Annotated in this window: 14 protein-coding genes; 11 read left to right on the top strand and 3 right to left on the bottom strand. The window is 74.1% G+C overall.

What is annotated here, in order from left to right:
* Positions 1 to 35: 35 nt before the first annotated feature.
* The 9 genes from ABZ815_RS35790 to ABZ815_RS35750 all read left to right on the top strand — a co-directional run bounded on the left by ABZ815_RS35790 (position 36) and on the right by ABZ815_RS35750 (position 11,188).
* A complete protein-coding gene (locus ABZ815_RS35790) occupies positions 36 to 1,472 on the top strand; it encodes an MFS transporter (RefSeq protein WP_357705645.1) in 1,437 nt (478 codons plus the stop codon).
* A complete protein-coding gene (locus tag ABZ815_RS35785) occupies positions 1,469 to 2,995 on the top strand; it encodes an FGGY family carbohydrate kinase (RefSeq protein WP_357705644.1) in 1,527 nt (508 codons plus the stop codon). The genes ABZ815_RS35790 and ABZ815_RS35785 overlap by 4 nt, the downstream gene beginning before the upstream one ends.
* On the top strand, positions 2,992 to 4,665 hold the full coding sequence (locus tag ABZ815_RS35780) for a glycerol-3-phosphate dehydrogenase/oxidase (RefSeq protein WP_357705643.1): 1,674 nt from the start codon (positions 2,992 to 2,994) through the stop codon (positions 4,663 to 4,665). Before ABZ815_RS35785 ends, ABZ815_RS35780 begins: the two co-directional genes overlap by 4 nt.
* Positions 4,662 to 6,215: an FAD-binding oxidoreductase gene (locus ABZ815_RS35775; RefSeq protein WP_357705642.1), complete on the top strand. Its 1,554-nt coding sequence runs from the start codon at positions 4,662 to 4,664 to the stop codon at positions 6,213 to 6,215. Before ABZ815_RS35780 ends, ABZ815_RS35775 begins: the two co-directional genes overlap by 4 nt.
* A 10-nt stretch (positions 6,216 to 6,225) precedes the next feature.
* The gene (locus tag ABZ815_RS35770) at positions 6,226 to 6,837 is read left to right on the top strand and encodes a glycerol-3-phosphate responsive antiterminator (protein ID WP_357705641.1); all 612 of its coding nucleotides are present in this window, start codon (positions 6,226 to 6,228) and stop codon (positions 6,835 to 6,837) included.
* Positions 6,838 to 6,863: 26 nt separating this feature from the next.
* Positions 6,864 to 7,781 (top strand): DMT family transporter, encoded by a 918-nt coding sequence (locus ABZ815_RS35765; protein ID WP_357705640.1) that lies wholly within the window; start codon positions 6,864 to 6,866, stop codon positions 7,779 to 7,781.
* Positions 7,781 to 8,893, top strand: a complete 1,113-nt coding sequence (locus tag ABZ815_RS35760) for an alcohol dehydrogenase catalytic domain-containing protein (protein WP_357705639.1) — start codon at positions 7,781 to 7,783, stop codon at positions 8,891 to 8,893. The genes ABZ815_RS35765 and ABZ815_RS35760 overlap by 1 nt, the downstream gene beginning before the upstream one ends.
* Positions 8,894 to 9,021: 128 nt before the next feature.
* The gene (locus ABZ815_RS35755; RefSeq protein WP_357705638.1) at positions 9,022 to 10,518 is read left to right on the top strand and encodes a carboxylesterase family protein; all 1,497 of its coding nucleotides are present in this window, start codon (positions 9,022 to 9,024) and stop codon (positions 10,516 to 10,518) included.
* 112 nt (positions 10,519 to 10,630) lie between these two features.
* Positions 10,631 to 11,188 (top strand): hypothetical protein, encoded by a 558-nt coding sequence (locus ABZ815_RS35750; protein ID WP_357705637.1) that lies wholly within the window; start codon positions 10,631 to 10,633, stop codon positions 11,186 to 11,188.
* 17 nt (positions 11,189 to 11,205) lie between these two features.
* On the opposite strand, the gene ABZ815_RS35745 is transcribed toward ABZ815_RS35750, so the two are convergent.
* Both ABZ815_RS35745 and ppk2 read right to left on the bottom strand, forming a co-directional pair.
* Positions 11,206 to 12,396, bottom strand: coding sequence for a MarP family serine protease (locus ABZ815_RS35745; protein WP_357705636.1), 1,191 nt, complete (start codon positions 12,394 to 12,396; stop codon positions 11,206 to 11,208).
* A 122-nt stretch (positions 12,397 to 12,518) separates the two neighbouring features.
* Positions 12,519 to 13,313, bottom strand: coding sequence for a polyphosphate kinase 2 (ppk2, locus tag ABZ815_RS35740; protein ID WP_357705635.1), 795 nt, complete (start codon positions 13,311 to 13,313; stop codon positions 12,519 to 12,521).
* Positions 13,314 to 13,447: 134 nt separating this feature from the next.
* On the opposite strand from ppk2, the gene ABZ815_RS35735 reads away from it, so the two are divergent.
* A complete protein-coding gene (locus ABZ815_RS35735; protein ID WP_357705634.1) occupies positions 13,448 to 14,326 on the top strand; it encodes a hypothetical protein in 879 nt (292 codons plus the stop codon).
* Positions 14,327 to 14,551: 225 nt separating this feature from the next.
* Positions 14,552 to 15,157: a hypothetical protein gene (locus tag ABZ815_RS35730; protein WP_357705633.1), complete on the top strand. Its 606-nt coding sequence runs from the start codon at positions 14,552 to 14,554 to the stop codon at positions 15,155 to 15,157.
* A 55-nt stretch (positions 15,158 to 15,212) separates the two neighbouring features.
* On the opposite strand, the gene ABZ815_RS35725 is transcribed toward ABZ815_RS35730, so the two are convergent.
* Positions 15,213 to 16,088, bottom strand: a complete 876-nt coding sequence (locus tag ABZ815_RS35725; protein ID WP_357705632.1) for a universal stress protein — start codon at positions 16,086 to 16,088, stop codon at positions 15,213 to 15,215.
* Between the last annotated feature and the right edge of the window lie 108 nt (positions 16,089 to 16,196).

Raw genomic sequence — 16,196 nt, 5'->3', positions numbered from 1 at the left:
GCAAGGGATCACACCCCCCTGAAAGGCGGCCGGGCATGAGCGACGCCCCCGTGCAGAACACCTCCACCACGCCGATCCGCAACGCCGGAGACGCGGCCGACGTCATCAACACCCTGACGAGGCTGACCGGGCGGGCGAACTGGATCTGGTTCCTCGCCCTGGCGGGCCTGTTCCTGGACGCCTACTCCAACGCGGCCCTGGGCGCCGGCCTGTCCCCCATGGTCAAGCAGCTCGGCCTGTCGCCGGGCCAGGTCGGGGTGCTCACCGCCATGGCGCCGGCCATCGCCATCATCTCCAACCCGTTCGGCGGCTGGCTGGCCGCCCGGATCGGCCGGGTCAAGCCGCTGCTGCTGACCAAGGTGGTGTTCGCGCTCGGCGCGCTGCTCACCGCGGCGGGCTCGGACTTCCAGACCGTCTTCGCCGGCCGCGGCCTGGTCGGCATCGCGTACGGCATCGACTTCGCGGTGGCCATGGCGCTGCTGGCCGAGTACACCCCGTCCACGCTCAAGGGCAGGCTCAACTTCTGGCAAGGCGTCTGGTACACCGCCACGACCACGAACCTGCTGCTCACGCTCGTGTTCTACCGTTTCGACGTGGGCGCGGACATCTGGCGCTGGTCGGTGGGCTCCTCAGCCGCCTTCGCCGTCGTGCTGCTGATCCTTCAGCTGATGTTCCTGGTGGAGAGCCCGACGTGGCTGGCCGCCAAGGGACGCCTGCGCGAGTCCGCCGCCGCCCTGCGCCGCATGTACGGCTTCGCCGTCCAGGAGGACACCCGGCAGGCCGGCGGCGCGGCCGAGCAGGGGCGGCAGGTGGGGTTCGGTGACGCGGGCGTGCTGTTCCGCAAGCCGTACCTGCCGCGCACGATGTTGTCCACGGTCATCTCGCTCACCCAGGCCATGCAGTACTTCGCGGTCGGCTGGTACCTGCCGGTGATCAGCCTGGAGCTGTTCGGCAAGGAGTTCGAGAAGGCCACGATCGGGTCGATGGCGTTCAACGCGGTCGGCATCGTCGGCGGCTGCCTGGCCGCCTACACGGGCCGGCGCCTCGGCCTGCGGGTCAGCTCGATGGCCGGGTACGCGGTGGTGTTCGTGGCCCTGTTGGTGATGGGCGCGACGTTCAAGGAGCTGCCGGTCGCGCTGGCCGCGCTGCTGCCGGTGCTGTTCATCTTCTTCCACTCCGCCGGACCGGGCCCGAACGGCAAGTCGATCGCCGCGCTGTCCTACCGCAGCGACATCCGCACCCTGGGCACCGGCGTGACCGGCATGCTCGGCAGCCTCGGCTCGGTCGCGGGCCTGTACCTGTTCCCGCAGCTCCAGGCGGGCATCGGGGTCGGCGCCAGCCTCATGGTGCTGTCGGTGGTGCCGCTGGCCGGCCTGGTCACCTGCCTGCTGATCAAGTGGGACCCCACCCGCGTGGCGGTCAACCTGGAGGAGGAGGAGATCGCGCTGCCGAAGAGGGACGGGCGCCGATGACCGGCCGCACCCGACGAGGGATTCTCAGCATCGACGAGGGCACCACGGGCACCCGCGCCGCGGTCGTCCTGGACGACGGCACCGCCGCCCCGCCCGCCTACCGGCCCATCTCGGTCCACTCCCCCGACCACCTGCGGGTCGAGCAGGACGCCATGGAGATCTGGACGAAGACCGCCCAGGTCTGCGCCGAGGCGCTGGAGTGGGCCCGGGCGCACGACGTCGAGGTCACCGGCGTGTCGATCGCCACCCAGCGCGCCACCGTGCTGCTGTGGGACACCGTCACCGGCGAGCCGCTCACCCCGGCCGTGGTCTGGCAGGACCGCCGGTACGCCGCCCGGCTGCGGGAATGGGAACCCGCCTGGGACGCCCGCCTGGTCGAGCACACCGGCCGGCCGGTCGGCTCGCGCGCCCCGCTGCTGTGGGCGGCCGACGTGCTGCGCGACGACCCGGCCGCGCGCCGGGCGCACGAGGCGGGACGGGTGGCGTTCGGGTCGGTCGACACCTGGCTGGTGTGGCGGCTCACCGGCGGCGCGCGGCACGTCATGTCCGCCACCAACGCGGTCGCCGCCGGCGCCTACGACCTGCGCACCGGCGACTGGTACGAGCCGTGGGCGGACTTCCTCGGCTGCCCCCGCGACGTGCTCCCGCGCATCCTGGACGAGGACGGCGACTACGGCCACACCGACCCGTCGGTGCTCGGCGTACGGCTGCCGGTGTTGTCGGTGATGGGCGACCAGCACGCCGCGATGATCGCGCTCGGCGCGCACCGGCCCGGCCAGGCCATGTGCGTGCACGGCACGGGAACGTTCCTGGACGCCGTCGCCGGCGACCGGCCGCCCGCGCATCGCCGCGCGGTGCCGGGCGTGCTGACGCTCGTCGGCTGGCGTTCGCGCGGCGCGGCGGTGTTCAGCCTGGAGGGCTACGCCGCCACGACCGGCTCGGCGGTGCGCTGGCTGTGCGAGGAGATCGGGCTGTTCGACTCGCCCGCCCAGCTGACCGCGCTGGCCCGCGAGCATCCCGGGCCGAGCCGGGTGCGTTTCCTGCCCGCGCTGGCCGGGATGCGCACCCCGGTCTGGTCGCCCGAGGCCACCGGCGTCCTGACCGGGCTCAGCCTGTCCACCACCAGGGCCGAGCTGGCCCGGGGCGTCCTGGAGGGCATCGCGCACTCGGTGTGCGACCTGCTCGACGGGGTGGAGCAGGCGCTCGGCGCGCCGGTCACCGATCTGTTCTGCGGCGGCGGGCTGGCCAGCAGCGACGTGCTGATGGCGAGCCAGGCCGACCTCGTCGGGCGGCCGGTCCGCCGCGCCCGCGCCAACGAGACGGCCAGCCTGCGCGGCGCCGCCTACCTCGGAGGCGTGCGCGCGGGGCTCTGGCCCGACCTGCCCGCCGCCCTCGCCGGGCTCGGCGACGTCCCCGTCTTCGAGCCCACGTTGCCCGACGCCGCCCGCGAGGAGGCCCGTGCCGCCTGGCGCGACCTGCTCGCCCGGCACATCTCGTACCAACAGGAGGAATCCCCCTCGTGATCCGGCTTCCAGAACGCAAGCCCAGATCGGAGACCAGGAGCGCCATCCGGCGCACCCCGCTGCGGCTTGACCGTCAGGCGCAGATCGAGCGCCTGGCCGCCAGGCCGGTGGACGTGCTCGTCGTCGGCGGCGGCGTGACCGGCTGCTACGCCGCGCTGGACGCCGCGACCCGCGGCCTCAGCGTGGCGCTGGTGGAGCGCGACGACTTCGCCTCGGGCACCTCCTCCAAGTCCTCCAAGATGGTGCACGGCGGCCTGCGCTACATCGAGCAGGGCAACCTGCCGCTGGTGCGCCGCTCGCTGCTGGAGCGCCAGCGCTTCCGCCGCAACGCGCCGCACCTGGTGCGGCGGCTGCCGTTCGTGCTGCCGATCCTCGCCCAGGACGGCGTCTTCGACGCGCGCATCGCCAAGGCGTTCGAGGGCCTGCTGTGGACCTACGACCTGGCGGGCGGCTGGCGCATCGGCCGGCTGCACCAGCGGCTCAGCGTGGCCGAGGTGCTGGCCAGGGCGCCGCGCCTGCGCGCCGACCGGCTCAAGGGCGGCCTGCTCTACTACGACAGCCGCACCGACGACGCCCGCCTGACCCTGACCATCGCCAGGACCGCCGCCCACTTCGGCGCCACCGTGCTCAACGGCGCCACCTGCCGCGAGCTGGTCAAGGAGGGCGGCCGGGTGCGCGGCGCCCGCGTCGAGGTGGACGGCCGCACGGTCGAGGTGCGCGCCGGGGTCGTGGTCAACGCCACCGGCGTGTGGACCGACACCCTGGACGCGCTGTCCGACCCGGCACACCGGCCGCGGGTGCGTCCGGCCAAGGGCGTGCACATCGTGGTGCCGTGGACGCGGCTGCCGGTGGACGGCACGGTGACCGTCCCGGTGCCCGGCCGGGCCCGCCGCGCCACCTGCACCCGCTGGGGCGACGTGGTCGTGGTCGGCACCACCGACACCGACTACGACGGCTCGCCCGACGAGGTGCTGTGCACCCGCGAGGAGATGCAGTACCTGCTCGACGGCGCCAACACCGCCTTCGACGCCGACCTCACCCCGGACGACGTGATCGGCTCGATCGCCGGGCTGCGCCCGCTGGTCGGCGAGAAGGAGGGCGCCACGCTCGACATGAGCCGCGACCACCGGATCATCACCGACGGCTTCGGCCTGGTCACGGTCACCGGCGGCAAGCTGACCACCAGCAGGCACATGGGCGAGCTGGCGGTGGACGAGGCGCTGAAGGTGCTCGGCCGCAAGGCGCGCTGCCGCACCGCGCGGCTGCCGCTGCTCGGCGGCGCCGGCTACGACGCCGAGGCGACGACCGCGACCGGCGGGCTCGGCGCCCACCTGGGCGAGCGGTACGGCACCGAGGCCCGGTTCGTCGCCGACCTGATCACCGAGGACCCGTCGCTGGCCGGGCCGGTCGTCGAGGGCAGCGAGTACCTGCGGGCCGAGGTGGTCTACGCGGCCCGCTGCGAGCTGGCCAGGAACGTGGACGACGTGCTGTCGCGGCGCACCCGGATGCGGGTCTTCGCCCGCGACCTGTCGGTAGAGGCGGCTCCGGAGGTGGGCCGGCTGCTCCAGCGCGAGCTCGGCCTCTCCGACGACGAGGTGGCCAGGCAGGTCGAGGACTACGTACGCGGCGTGGACCGCGAGAAGAGCGTTCTGATGGAGGGACTTTCATGATCAGCAGGCAGACCGTCACCCATCCGTTCAACCGCGGCGACTACGTCGTGGGCGCGCCCACCCCGCCGCGCTGGGCCGCCGACTGCCCACCGGGGACGGGCCCGGCCAGTCTCCAGGACCAGGTCGTGCCGGTCCCCGAGAGCGTGGTCGCCGAGCTGCGCGCGGTCGCCGCCGCCGTGCACACCGAGCGGGACGAGGTGATCCTGCGCACCCGCGACTGGTGGGCGGGCACCTCCATCGGCGAGACCGACGGCCGCCCGGCCACGCCGGAGGCGGTCGTCGTCGAGGTGGACGAGGAGGAGCAGGTGGCCGCCGTCGTGCGGATCTGCCACGAGCACCGCCTCCCGCTGACCGTCTCGGCCGGCCGCAGCAACGTGCTGGGCGCCGCGCTGCCCGTGCACGGCGGCGTCGTGCTGGACGTGTGCCGGCTCAACCGCATCCTGTCCTTCGACGCCGAGTCCATGATCGTCGAGGTGCAGGCGGGCATGTTCGGCGACCTGTTCGAGAAGGAGCTGCAGGAGACGCACGGCGCCACCACCGGCCACTGGCCGTCGGCGTTCGCCATCTCCACCGTCGGCGGGTGGGCCGCCTGCCGCGGCGCGGGCCAGCTCTCCACCCGCTACGGCAAGATCGAGGACATGGTGGTCGGGCTGGACGTCGTGCTGCCCGACGGCACCACGGCCAGCTACGGCACCTACCCCCGGGCCGCGGTGGGCCCCGACCTGCGGCAGTTGTTCATCGGCTCGGAGGGCACGCTCGGCGTGATCACCCGGCTGCGGCTGCGTACGCACCGGCTGCCCGACTACGCCAAGGGCATCGCCTACGGCTTCGACACCTTCGCCGCCGGGCTCGACGCGTGCCGGGAGATCCTGCAGCGCGGCGCCACCCCGGCCGCGCTGCGCCTGTACGACCGGCACGAGAGCGGCACCCACTTCGGCGAGCCCGGCACCAACCTGCTGCTCATCGCCGACGAGGGCGACCCGGTGCTGGTCGACGCCGTCATGAAGGTGGCCGCCGAGGTCTGCGCCGAACGCGCGTCGGTGACGCTGGACGGCGACGCCGTCTTCGCCCGCTGGCTGGACGAGCGGATGATCGTCGGCAAGGCCGCCGACGGGTTCGTCCGGGGGCCGGGGTTCGTCTCCGACACCTGCGAGATCGCCGGGCCGTGGTCCGCGCTGCCCGCCCTGTACGACGAGGTCGTGGCCGCCGTCGAGGCCGTCCCCGGCACGCTGCGCGCCTCGGCCCACCAGTCGCACGCCTACACCGACGGCGCGTGCCTGTACTTCTCCCTGCGCGGCGACGTCGAACGCGACCAGCGTCGCGCCTGGTACCGGGCCGCCTGGGACGCCGCCGCCGCGGTGCTCGTCAAGCACGGCGCGGCGATCAGCCACCACCACGGCGTCGGCCTGCTGCGCTCGCCGTACATGCGGGACGCGCTGGGCAGCGGCTACCCCACGCTGGTGGCGGTCAAGCAGGCGCTCGACCCGCGGGGCATCATGAACCCCGGCAAGCTGGGCCTGCCCGCGTCCTTCGAAAACCCGGCGCACTAAGGTGGATGCGGTGAACTCTCGCCACAAGGGCCCGCTGGATCGGCGCCTGCTCGCCGCGCTGGCCGAGCATCCCGTCGCCGCGTCGCTGGTGGGGGTGGAGATGGTCGAGCGGTTCACCTCCTCCCCCACGCCGCTCGGCATCCTGGCCTCGATCCCGCTCGGCGACCTGGCGGCCACCGTCAAGCGCACGGTGGCCGCCCAGAAGATCGCGTTCGTCAACATCGACTCGACCCCCGGCCTGGGGCACGATCCCGGGGCGCTGACGTACCTGCAGGGCATCGGCGCGGTCGGGATCGTCTCCACGCGGCAGGCGATGATCGAGCGGGCCACCGGGCTCGGGCTGCTGACCATGCAGAAGGTGTTCGTGACCGACCGGTCGAACCTGCGGCGCAGCATGCAGTCCATCACGCGGTCGCGGCCCGACCTGGTGCAGCTCATGCCGGCCATGGTGCTGCGGCACGTCGAGCGGCAGGTCAGGGCGGTCGGGGTGCCGTGCCTGGCCGCGGGGTTCGTCCAGAGCGCCGACGACGTGGTGGAGGCGCTGCGCCACGGGGCCGTCGGCGTGTGCACCTCCGACGAGGAGCTGTGGGGGCTGCGCCGCTCGGCCCTGCGCGCCTCCTGATCCCTCTCATCCGGAAGGACCATGCGATGACGCCTGCCCGCGTGCGGGAGACCGCCGCCCCCACGGTGCCCGTCCGGGGCGCCGGGAGGCGGTGGCCGGTGGCGCCCGCGGTGTTCGTCGTCCTGTGGAGCAGCGCGTTCATCGCGGGCATCCCCGGGGTCAGGGCGGCGCCGCCGTTGCTGCTGATGTTCGGCAGGTTCGCCGTCGCCGGGATGCTGCTGGGGGCGTACGCGCTGGTCAGGCGGGTGCCGTGGCCCCGGGGCCGGGACCTGGCGCACGTGGCCGTGGCCGGGCTGCTGATCCAGGCCGTGCAGTTCGGCGCCTTCTACAGCGCGCTCGGCGCGGGCCTGCCGGCCGCGGTCGTGTCCCTGGTCCAGGGGCTGAACCCGGTGGTCATCCTGCTGGTCGGCCGGGTGCTGGGCGAGCGGGTCGGCGCCGGGCAGTGGGCCGGGTTCGCGCTCGGCCTGGCCGGGGTGGTGCTGGCGGTGGCCGACCGGGTCAGCCTGTCCGCGTCCGGGGTGGCGCTGTGCCTGCTCGGTCTGGCCGGGCTCAGCGCGGGCACCCTCTACCAGCAGCGGTACGCCCCCCGCATGGACGCGCTGAGCGGCACCGCGACGCAGCTGCTCGTCAGCGCCCCCGCCGCCGGGCTGGCCTGCCTGGCCCTCGGCCCGGTACGGGTGTCGGACTGGACGGCCTTCGGGCTGTCGGTCGGCTGGATGGCGCTGGTCAACTCCATCGCGGCGTTCATCCTGCTCAACCGGATGTTGCTGCGCTCACCGGCCAGCCGGGTGAGCACGGTGTTCTTCCTGACCCCGGCCGTGACCGCCGTGCTGGCCTGGTCGCTGGCCGGGCAGCCGCTGCCCCCGCTCGCCGTCGCCGGGCTCGTCCTGGGCGGCTTCGGGGTGTTGCTGGCCAACCTCTCGACACGAAGAAGGGCGAACTGATGCGCATTCGCGGCGCGGTTCTGGAGGAGATCGGCCGGCCCCGGCCCTACGCCGGTTCGCGGCCCCTGTCGGTCTGCGACCTCGAACTCGACCCGCCGGGGCCGGGCGAGCTGCTGGTACGGGTGGAGGTGGCGGGCGTGTGCCACTCGGACCTGTCGGTGGTGGACGGCAACCGGACGCGTCCCCTGCCCATGCTGCTCGGCCACGAGGCGGCGGGCGTGGTGGAGCGGACGGGCCCCGGCGTCGACGACCTCGCCCCCGGGCAGCGGGTCGTGATGACCTTCCTGCCCCGGTGCGGCGGCTGCGACGGCTGCGCCACCGAGGGCGTCACGCCGTGCGTCCCGGGCAGCGCCGCCAACAACGACGGCACCCTGCTGAGCGGCGCGGTCCGCCAGCGCAGGGACGGCCTGCCGGTGCTGCACCACCTCGGGGTCTCGGCGTTCGCCACCCACGTGGTGGTGGACCGGCGCTCGGTCGTCCCCGTGGACGCCGACGTGCCGCCCGAGGTCGCCGCCCTGCTCGGCTGCGCCGTGCTGACCGGCGGGGGCGCGGTGCTCAACGTCGGCAGGCCGCGCCCCGGGCAGACGGTCACGGTCGTCGGGCTCGGCGGCGTGGGCATGGCGGCGCTGCTCACCGCGCTGGCCCTCGACGGCGTCCGGGTGATCGGCGTGGACGCCAACCCGGCCAAGCTCGCCACCGCCCGCGAGCTGGGCGCGCACGAGGTGTACGGCCCCGCCGACCTGCCGGGCGATCTGCCGGGCGGGGCGGATGTCGTGGTGGAGGCGGCGGGCAACGCGCGGGCGTTCGAGACGGCGGTGAACGCGACGGCCCCCGGCGGCCGCACCGTCAGCGTGGGGCTGCCCGCACCCGGCGCCCGCGCCTCGATCTCGCCGCTCGCGCTGGTGGCCGGCGGGCGCAGCATCGTCGGCAGCTACCTGGGCTCGGCGCTGCCCGCCCGCGACATCCCGGTGTTCGCCCGGATGTGGCGCGAGGGCCGGCTGCCGGTGGAGCGGCTGGTCTCGGCCCGGATCGGCCTGGCGGCCGTCAACGAGGCGATGGACCAGCTCGCCGAGGGCGCCGCCCTGCGCCAGCTGATCGTCTTCGACGCGTGAGGGCGGCACGCCGTCCTCGCGTGGCCCGTACGGGGTGCGCGAACAAATGAGGTGCGGCGGAGCCGTCGCCGGGGTGAGGATGGCCGCGCACGGCCGTGAGAGCCGGCCCCCCGGATGAGGAGCGTGCCATGAGCGCCGTCGAAGGCGATCGCCCGCAGGTCACGGTGAGCACGGGCCGGCTGCGCGGACGGCTGGAGGGCGGCGTGGCCGTCTTCCGCGGCGTGCCGTACGCCCGCCCGCCGGTGGGCGGCCTGCGTCTGGCCGCCCCCGAGCCGGCCGAGGCGTGGGACGGGGTGCGCGAGGCCGCCGGGTTCGGCCCGCCGCCGCCGCAGTCCAGGCTGCTGGGCGCGTCCGGCGAGCCGGGCACGGACGGGAACTGGCTCACCGCCAACGTGTGGACCCCCGACCCGGGCGCCGCCCGGCTGCCGGTGATGGTGTGGCTCCACGGCGGCGGCTACATGTACGGCTGGTCCGGCGACCCCCTCTTCGACGGCCGCGCGCTGGCCCGGGACGGCGTCGTCGTGGTCACCGTCAACTACCGCGTCTCCGCCGAGGGCTTCGGCCTCTTCCGCGGCGCGCCGGCCAACCGCGGCCTGCTGGACCAGGTGGCCGCCCTGCGCTGGGTGCGCGAGAACGTCGCGGCCTTCGGCGGCGATCCGGACCGGGTGACCGTCTTCGGCGAGTCCGCCGGCGCCGGGAGCGTCGCGGCGCTGATGACCATGCCCGGCGCGGCCGGCCTGTTCCGCCGGGCGATCGCGCAGAGCGTGCCGGCCCTGTTCTTCACCCCCGAGCTGGCCGCCGACCTCGCCGCCGCGGTGTCCGGCGAGCTGGGCCTGCCGCCGCACGCCGACGAGCTGGCCCGCCTGTCGCCGGAGCAGCTGATCGGGGCGGGCGACGCGGTGGCCGCCAGGATGGGCGGCAACCCGCGATGGGGGCTCGCCGCGCACGTCCGCACGCCGTTCGCGCCGGTCGTGGACGGCGAGGTGCTGCCCGCGACGCCGTGGCGGGCACTGGCGGACGGGGCCGCGCCCGGGGTCGAGCTGGTCGTGGGCCACAACCGCGACGAGTACCGGCTGTTCATGGCCCTCGCCGGCGACCTCGGCCAGGTCACCGCCGAGCAGACGGCCACCGCGCTGCGGACGCTGGCCCCCGACCCGGCGGCCTACCGGGCCGCCCACCCGCAGGCCGACGAGGAACGGCTGTACGAGCTGGTGCACTCCGACTGGCTGTTCCGGATGCCGTCGCTGCGGCTGGCCGAGGCCCGCCTGAGGCACGGCCGGGCCCACCTGTACGAGCTGACCTGGCCGGCCCCCGGCATGGGCGGGATCCTGGGGGCCTGCCACGGGCTGGGCCTGCCGCTGACGTTCGGCAACCTGACCGAGGGCGCGGCCGGGCTGCTGCTCGGCCAGGAGCCGCCCCCGGACGCCGCCGAGCTGTCGGCCCGGGTCCGGGCGGCGTGGACCTCCTTCGCCGCGACCGGCGACCCGGGCTGGCCGGCGTACGAGCCGCGCGACCGGCGGGCCTGGATCATCGACACCGAGCCGGGCACGGCGGCGTATCCGGAGGAGGTGTCCCGTGCGCTGTGGGCCGGGCACGCCTTCGACCCGCTGCCGCTGCGGACGTGACCGCCCTGGCCTGCGGATCTTGTCGGTCACAGGTCACTTCCAAGTGGGACTGCACCAGGCTGGGCGATCGTGTCCGTCGTGCCGGAGAACCGGCGAGATCGACTGACCTGAGGTGACCGTGTACAAGAAGGCGCTTGCCGCTGCGGCGTCCGCCGTCCTGGCCCTGACCCTGGCTCCCGCCGCGCCCGCGGCGGCGAAGCCGTCCGTCCAGATCGTCGAGGGGTACTCCGCGACGATCCGGGAGAACGACAGCAAGTTCTTCTGCCCGGCCGGCGAGGTGTTCATCGGCCGGTCCCACAACGGGGACGAGAACGGCTGGACGACGTACTGGTGCGGCCGGATCTGGATCGGCACCGAGCAGGTCGCCGTGTCCACCGCCCACCACCAGGAGGTCGCCACCGAGACCTACTCGTGGTTCGAGGGGCCGGAGAGCAACGCCCTGGTGGGCCGCGAGCACGACGGGGACGAGAACGGCGTCACCTCGGCCTACTTCGCGCTGCTCACCTGGCAGGGCAGGCCCGTGACGCTGGTCAACAAGCGCTGGTCGCAGACGTACAAGGAGAGCAGGCACGAGTCGAAGGCGAACCCGGGCGAGATCATGACCGGCCGCAGGCACTTCGGCGACGAGAACGGCGACACCGTCTACCAGTACGCCACGGTCTCGTACTGACCGGCGGGCCCCGGCGGTCAGTCGCAGGCCTGGGTGCTGACCGGGTTGGTGGCCGTGGCCGCCTGGCGGGCGTCGGGTGCGACCTCGGCGGCCGTCAGCGCGTAGCCGGTCTCCACCTGGCCGGCGACGGCGGCGAAGATCACGCCCAGCACCCGGCCGTCGACGGCCAGCAGCGGGCCGCCGGAGTTGCCCTGCTGGATCTTGCCTCTGACCTGGTAGACCTCCCTGGTCACCTTCGAGGCCCGGTAGATGTCGGGGCTGCCGGCCCGCTGCCGGATCGCGACGCGGGCGGGTTCCGGCGTGAACCCGCCGCCGTTCGGGTATCCGGCGACCAGCGCGTCCTGGCCCTCCCGCGCCTGGGCGCCGAAGGTGAGCGGGGGCAGCCCGAGCCCCGGGACGTACAGGACCGCGATGTCCCGCCGCGGGTTGTACCAGACGACCTGTGCCGGGTGCGGCCGCTGCTGGTGGTCGACGACCTGGAGGTCCGTGTCCACCCCCGCCACGACGTGCGCGTTGGTCATGATGTGGTCGGGCGCGTACGTGAAGCCGGTGCCGGTGATGCGCTTGCCGCAGGAGGTGGCGGTCCCCTGGACCTGGAGGATGCCCGTCCGCGCCTGCCGCAGCGCCGGGCTGCGCAGCACGGCCACGTCCGGCGGCGGCACCCGGGCGGTGCTCATCCCGGCGATGGCGTCGAGCACCGGCGGGAAGTCCGACCGGTCGACGAACTGCTTGAAGGGCCGCTGCCAGTCCCGCGCCGCCTCGGGCACCGCCTCGTCCATCGTGGACAGCAGCGCCGAGCCGCGGATCTGCTCCACCACCAGCGCCCACGGGCCGGACACCAGCAGGCTGCCCACCAGCCAGGCGACCACCAGGACGAACGCGGCGTTGACCAGCCCGCCACCGACGGAATCCAGGATCAGGGCCGGCTCGCCCCGGATGTACGTGCGTAACCGCACCCCCAGCGTGGACGCGGCGAACTGCCCGGCCAGCGCGATCAGGAACACGATGACGACCGCCAGGGCCGTCTGCGGCATGTCGCCGGTCACGAGCGCGTCCGTGACGGCGGGGGCGACGGCGATCCCCAGCACGCATCCGGCGACGAACCCGATCGAGCTCGCCACCCCGACGACGAACCCCTGCCTGAACCCGGCGACACCGAAGCCGATCACCAGAACGACCAGGACGACGTCGAGCAGATCACCAGGCACAAGGAAAGACAATCACCTTTTCCCCGACAAGGGAGCATTCCATCCGGTACGGCAGCTTTCCTTGATCCACTCGCCCCCGCGGAAGGGCCGGCCCGGCGCGCCGGGCAACGTGACACCCCCGATCAGAGCCCGGCCGTGACGTCGGGCACGTACCCGTCCGGGCGGCGCGGCGGACGCCGGTAACCGGTGGCGGGCGGCCGCGGCGGGATCTCCAGCGGCGGCCGCTCCACCCGCCGGTAGGGGATCGTGGACAGCAGGTGCGCGATCATGTTGATCCTGGCCCGCCGCTTGTCCTCGCTCTCCACCTCGTACCAGGGGGCCTCGGGGATGTCGGTGTGCACCAGCATCTCGTCCTTGGCCCGGGAGTACTCCTCCCACCTGGTGATCGACTCCAGGTCCATCTCCGACAGCTTCCACCGGCGCATCGGGTCCTCCAGCCGGTCGCGGAAGCGCCGTTCCTGCTCGGCGTCGCTCACCGAGAACCAGTACTTCCGCAGCAGGATCCCGTCCTCGACCAGCAGCCTCTCGAAGATCGGGCACTGGTGCAGGAAACGCGTGTACTCCTCCTGCGTGCAGAAGCCCATCACCCGCTCGACCCCGGCCCGGTTGTACCAGCTCCGGTCGAACAGCACGATCTCCCCCGCGGCCGGCAGGTGCTCGACGTACCGCTGGAAGTACCACTGCGACCGCTCCCGCCCGGTCGGCACGGGCAGCGCGGCGATCCTGGCCACCCGGGGGTTCAGGTACTCGGCGACCCGCTTGATCGTGCTGCCCTTGCCCGCGGCGTCCCGGCCCTCGAAGATCACCACGACGCGCCGCCCCTCGGCCCGCACCCACTCCTGCAGCTCCACCAGCTCCTGCTGGAGGCGGAGGAGTTCCTTCTCGTACGGCTTGCGGCGCAACCTGTCAGTCCCCATGCCTGCGGATTCTAGAAGCCGGCCCCTTCCGGGAGGGCGGAAGGTCACGGAGTTCAGGACGTCCGGCGGTGTCGCCCCACGGCCGCACGCGTCAGTCTGGGACCAGGTTCGACCACGGGAAAGAGATGATGACCATGCCCCCGATCCGTTCCCTGCTCGCCGTCGCCCTGGCGGTGACCGTCACCGGCGTGCCGGCCTTACCCGCGCGGGCCGCGCGGCAGGCCGCCGTCCCCGTCCTGGTGGGTGTCCGGGCCGCGCACCTGCCCGGACTGGACCGGCTGGTCTTCGAGTTCCAAGGCCCGGTCCCGGCCCGGCGGGACGTCCGCTACGTGTCCCGGCTGGTCGCCGACGGCTCCGGGCGTACGGTCGGCGCGGTCGGCGACGCCCTGCTCCAGGTCCGCTTCGACCAGGCCGACGGCCACGACCGCCGGGGCCGGACCACCTACGGCCCCACCCGCCGGACGTACGCGCTCCCCGGCGTCGTCCAGGTCGTCAACACCGGCGACTTCGAGGCCACGCTCACCTTCGGCGTCGGACTCGCCAGGCGCGTGCCCTACCGGATCCGCACGCTCACCCACCCCAGCAGGGTCGTCGTCGACCTGACCACGTCCTACCGGACCGTGCCCGTACGCGATCACTTCCTCGACACCACCGCCCGGAGCCCGCGTACGACGGCCGTGACCCGCCCGGTGGCCCCGCCCGCGACCGCGTTCGGCGCGCTGCGACGGCTGTTCGCCGGCCCGACCCAGGACGAGCGGGCGCGCGGGCTGCGCTTCGTCGGCTCCAAGGCCACCGGCTTCAGCAGGCTGACCGTGCGGGACGGGATCGCCAGGGTCTACCTGACCGGCCCCGTCGACGGCGGAGGGGCGGCCTTCACCGTCGCCGACCAGATCAGGCCGACGCTCAAGCAGTTCCCGGCGATCAGGTGGGTCAAGATCTACGACGCGGCGGGCCGTACCGGGGCCCCCGCCGGGCCGTCGGACTCGATCCCCCGTTCCCTGGAGCCGGACTGAGAGAGCCGGGTGTCTTCCCAGGAGAACGGCCATGTTGATCTCCCGGGTTCGTTCATGATGGCGGTGTGACCGCACCTTCTTCCCGTGCCCTCCGCGATCCGGACGACCGGGCCGCCCGGTCCGTCCCGTCATGACGCACTCGGGACGAAAGCCCTCCCGTCAAGAGCCACACGCCCCTGCCGTCCCCCGCCGGGACACTCGCACAGTGCTTCAAGGAGGTGCCCGTTGAAAGCGTTCATCGATCTTCTGGCCCGGCGTGTACGCCTGTACCGTCCCGACGGCAATCCCCTGCGTCGCCGTTCCGACCGGCTGGAGTCGGTCGCCGTGCTGGTGACCGCGCTCGTGCTGCTCGTGGGCGTCTGGCCCGCCGTCCTGGCGGGGCGGCTGGCCTACGAGGGCGCGCTCCAGGAGGAGAGCGCGCACGCCGCGGGGCGACACCAGGTCAGGGCGACGTTGCTGGCGGACGCGCCGGCCGCCCGTGTGACCCTCACCGAGATGCCGGTGCGCGGGCAGCGGGCGATGGCGCGCTGGACGACGTCCTCGGGCGCGGTGCGGAGCGGCCCGGTGCCGGTCCCCGCGGTGGCCAAGGCCGGCTCGACGGTCCCGTTGTGGATCGACGCCGCCGGAAGCCCGGCGCCGCCGCCCGCCGACCGCACGGTCCTGCGGACGAGGGGCGTGGTGACCGGGACGCTGCTCATGTCCGTGATCGTGCTGGCCGCTCTGGGCGGGTTCGCGGGGTTCCGGTGGTGGACGGACCGGAGGCGGTACCAGGAGTGGGAGGTCCAGTGGGCGCGGGCCGACGAGGACTGGGGACGCCGGCGCAGCCCCTGACCGCAACGGTCCCCCTCAGCCCGGCCCGCCGCCCCCGGCGGCGCCCCGGTCTCCCTCAGCCCGACTCGCCGCCCCCGGCGTCCTCGGCGGGACGGACCACCGCGACCGGGCAGCGCGCGTGGTGGAGCACCCCCCTGCTGACCGAGCCGAGGAGCAGCGCGCCGAACGCGCCCCGGCCGCGCGAGCCGACCACGAGCAGGTCGCAGGGGGCGCCGGTGAGCGCCTCGACCGGATGAGCGCTCTGGACGTCCTCGACCAGGTTCACCCCGGGATACCTCTCCCGCCATCCGGCCGTCCTGGTACGGATCACCGCAGTCTGGGCGGCGCGCACCTCGTCCACGTCGAAGGCGATCTCCGGGGCGAAGGCGTGCACGGGAGCCTGCCAGGCGTGGATCAGGCGGAGCGTCGCGCCCCGCCGTTCGGCCTGTTCGAAGGCGTAGCCGATCGCCGGCCCGCAGACGTCGGAGTCGTCGATCCCGACGCCGACCTCGCCGACCCGTTCGGGCGGGTCCGCGCGTACCACCACCACGGGGCACCTGACCTGCCCGGCCACCTGCGTGGTCACCGACCCGAGCAGGGCTCCGGCGAACCCGCCCAGCCCCCGGTTGCCGATGACCAGCTCGTCGGCCTGCCGCGCCTGCTCCTGGAGCACGGCGGCGGGCGTCCCCTCGACGACCTCGGCGTGCACCGCCACGGACGGCTGCCGCTCACGGGCCGCCGCCTCCGCCGCCTCCAGCACCCTGGACGCCGCCAGCAGCAGGTAGTTCCACTGCCCGAAGTCGGGGAACCTGCCGACGCTGTACGGCTGCCGGTCCAGCGCGTGCACGATCCGCAGCTCCGCGCCCGTGCGCGCCGCGTCGTCGGCGGCCCATCCCAGCGCGGCGTTCGACGGCGCGGACCCGTCGACGCCGACCATGATCCGTCCCGGCATCGTGCCCTCCCGGCTGTGGATCTTCCTCGGCGCCCGTCTCCGCAAAGTCAGGAGTGGGCGAAGAATCCTCCAGTTCCGTGGACGCGAAGCCGCCCGGCGCCGCCCGCG

Source organism: Nonomuraea sp. NPDC047529, from assembly GCF_040642995.1.
Lineage (GTDB): Bacteria > Actinomycetota > Actinomycetes > Streptosporangiales > Streptosporangiaceae > Nonomuraea.
The sequence above is the reverse complement of the archived record's forward strand: the minus strand, read 5'-3'. Positions and strand labels throughout refer to the sequence as shown.